We start from the raw sequence: 3,163 nt of genomic DNA on the forward strand, positions 1-3,163 counted from the left end.
TTTTTGTTTATTTGTTTATCTGATAGCTTTTGTGAAGTTTTTTGCTGGGGTTTAAAATTTCAGCTTTTATTTTTTAACTCTAAGTACTTTAGGCACTTTAAGTACTCCAACACTTCTTTTTGTTTATCTGCTTATTCGTAACACATAACTTTTAGTTTTTAGTTTTTAACTCTAAGTACTTCTTCCAACAAATGGCTACCAACTATTGATTGCTAACGACTTATAACACTTTTAATAAATAAACTCATTAAAAACATTTCTTGAATAAAAGTTTTTATTACTTTTGACACCTAACCAAATTGTTTATTTTGACAAAAACACACATTAAAAAAGTAACACTCAAATCTTTTGGTTGCAAATTAAACTCATCAGAATCCTTAAACATTGAAAGACAGATAGAAGACCACAATCTTCAACTTTCATTGAATGACGAGAAAGCTGATGTACACCTCATTAACACTTGTGCAGTTAATGAGAAAGCAATAATTGAATTTGAGAATTATATTCATAAAGTAAAAAAACATAATCCGAATACCAAAATAATTGCTTTTGGTTGTTTTGCTGAAAATGATCCTAATAAAGTTACTGAATTTGAAGAAGTTGATCTTGTATTACAAAATATTAGAAATAAGGATATTTACTCATACATTAATAAAGTCAATTACTTCAAAAACAAAATATCGGATTTAGAAGTTGACGCTGACAAAGTTGTTTCAAACAACCTCTTTTCTTCAAAAATAAATCAGCAATCGAAATTAAAAAATGAATGTGATTATTATTGTTCATATTGTAAGTTTTCAGTTTGTCAAGAAAATAATAAATTAAAAACAGATTCAAAAATTCTAATATCGGCTCAAAAAATTGCAGACGCAGGTGTTATAGAATTAGTACTTAGTAATCTTGACGGAGATACAATTTCAAGTTCAGGTGAAAAGGGAATTATAGAACTATTAAAAAAACTTGAAAATATTGATGGATTTAAAAGGATAAGATTATCTAAAATTGAACCTACACTACTTACAGATGAATTAATTGATTTTATTGCCCAATCGGAAAAGGTTCTTCCATATTTCCATATTAATATTCGGTCTGGTTCACGAAGGATGCTTAAATCAATGAATGTTAATTATAAACGTGAACAAGTTGCCAAAATAATAGAAACAATTCATGAAAAAATTTCTGATGCGAAAATAGGTTTAGATATTTTTACATATAATAATAATGAATCAAATTGGGATTTTAAACGTTCATTAAAGTTTCTTAATAACATTAACTTCGCATTTCTACAACTGATACCTTTTGATAACAAAGAGGAAATCAAGGAAAAAAATAAGATTCAATTTAGTGAGAGAATGAAAATTCTCAAGAATTTACATCATAATAATAAAATTACTTTCCAAAGACAAAATCTCAATACTCTAAAAAGTGTTTTATTTAGCCCCAAACAAAATGATGGTTATATTTTAGGATTAACAAATAATTATCTGCGAGTAAAAGCAAAATATTTACCTGAATTAAAAAATTCACTTTGTAATGCGAAACTAATTTCTGTTGATAGTGATGATATTATTATTTGTGAGCCAGCCCTTCATGGAAATTGCAAATAATTTTTTTGTTAATAAATGATAACTTTAAAAAAAAGGTTACTCCTTAGCAAGTATAAGATGTTGAAACTTAAAGATATGCCACAGACTTCGTCTGCCGAAGACAGATTCACAGATTGATTTTACTTGATTTAATGAATCTTTACAAATAAAACTACTTTCGGTAGTTTTTAAATCTATGGCTTTTATATTCTGCAAAGTTGCTGAGTAGTAACAAAAAAAAACTGTTTTAAAAACTTTCTTTACCATTTTTGTCAACAAAACCAAACTTACCGGCTTTCATTACTTTGGCTTTACCGTTTTCAAAACTTTCAGCCATTGAATACTTAAAAGGAATAAGCACTTTGCCGTTTAAATCAATAAAACCAAATTTGTCATTTTGTTTTGCAGTTGCAAGTCCTTCACTATATTCGTTAATTTTTTGATATTTACATTCAACAATTATCTTCCCATTGTTATCAATTACTCCAAATAATTTATTCTTTTTTATTATCGCTCTATCTTCATGATAGTTTTCAATATCTGCATAATCGAAAGGCAAAACTATTTTTCCCTGACGATTTAAAAGTCCATATTTGCCATAATATTTTGCTATTGCCAAATTATTTTTAAACCTCGAAATATGTTCATATCTTATCTCTGTAATTTCCTCGCCTTCACTATTTACAAGTCCATACCTATAATTTAAACTTACAACAGCAACACCCTTCTTAAAGCGTTTAATCTCAGAATATTTACATGGAATTATTTCATTGCCTTCAACGTCAATTAATCCTGCTTTTTTGTCAATAATTACCACAACATAAGATTCGTTTTTCATCTTTATGTTATTGTATTTTATCTCAGTAAGAAGCTTACCTTCATAATTAACCAGAGCACACTTATTATCTTTTTCTACTTTCAAAAAATAATTTTTTAAGGGCTCAATGTATGAATATTCAAGTGGTAAAATCTCTTTTCCTTTTTCATTAACTAAACCAAATTTTTTATTTAAACCAACTTTAGAATATTTGCCATTAAATTCATCCATAAAAGCATACTTGGGTTTAATAACAGTTTTTCCTTTTTCGTTAATTAAAGCATATTTCCCGTTTAATTTCACTTTAGAAAGTCCATGTTTAAAACTCCAAACTTTATCATAGTCCGCTTTAACTACTATCTCATCAGAACTATTCTTAAAACCCCATTTATTATCTTGTTGAAAAGGCTTAAGTTCTTGGGAATGTAAAGAGAAAGTAATACTTAAAAAAAATAATATTATTAAGGATATGTGAAATTTAAGGTAATTTATTTTATTCATGTTAAGATTTTTTATTCATGATTGCTTAATTAAAAAGTAAAATAATTGCAATTCCGACAATGCAAAAACTGTACATAGTTTAAGGGGGACTATTAAATAGTGGCTATAAGAAAAACGTATGTTTTTGGCTGTTAGAATATTATGTGTATTTTGTCGCTTGAATCTAATGTCATAAAGTAGTCATTTGATCGTCATTAAATTGTCATTAAGTGACAATTTAATGACAAGTGAATGACTTATACATTTTGTTAGGTTTTCG

At 27.1% G+C, this 3,163-nt stretch carries 2 protein-coding genes; one reads left to right on the forward strand and one right to left on the reverse strand.

Features of this window, described 5'->3' with window-relative positions; all coding sequences use genetic code 11:
* Positions 1 to 308: 308 nt before the first annotated feature.
* The gene (locus tag U9R42_06590) at positions 309 to 1,607 is read left to right on the forward strand and encodes a radical SAM protein (protein ID MEA3495686.1); all 1,299 of its coding nucleotides are present in this window, start codon (positions 309 to 311) and stop codon (positions 1,605 to 1,607) included.
* Positions 1,608 to 1,833: 226 nt separating this feature from the next.
* Here the strand turns inward: U9R42_06590 and U9R42_06595 are convergent, their stop codons facing one another.
* On the reverse strand, positions 1,834 to 2,904 hold the full coding sequence (locus U9R42_06595) for a WG repeat-containing protein (GenBank protein ID MEA3495687.1): 1,071 nt from the start codon (positions 2,902 to 2,904) through the stop codon (positions 1,834 to 1,836).
* Positions 2,905 to 3,163 lie beyond the last annotated feature (259 nt).

This window comes from Bacteroidota bacterium (assembly GCA_034723125.1).
In the GTDB taxonomy this organism is placed as follows: Bacteria; Bacteroidota; Bacteroidia; order CAILMK01; family JAAYUY01; genus JAYEOP01.

Bases quoted from the DNA above. Each gene is read 5' to 3' on its own strand.
- U9R42_06595 (MEA3495687.1), bottom strand. From the start codon at position 2,904: ATGAATAAAATAAATTACCTTAAATTTCACATATCCTTAATAATATTA.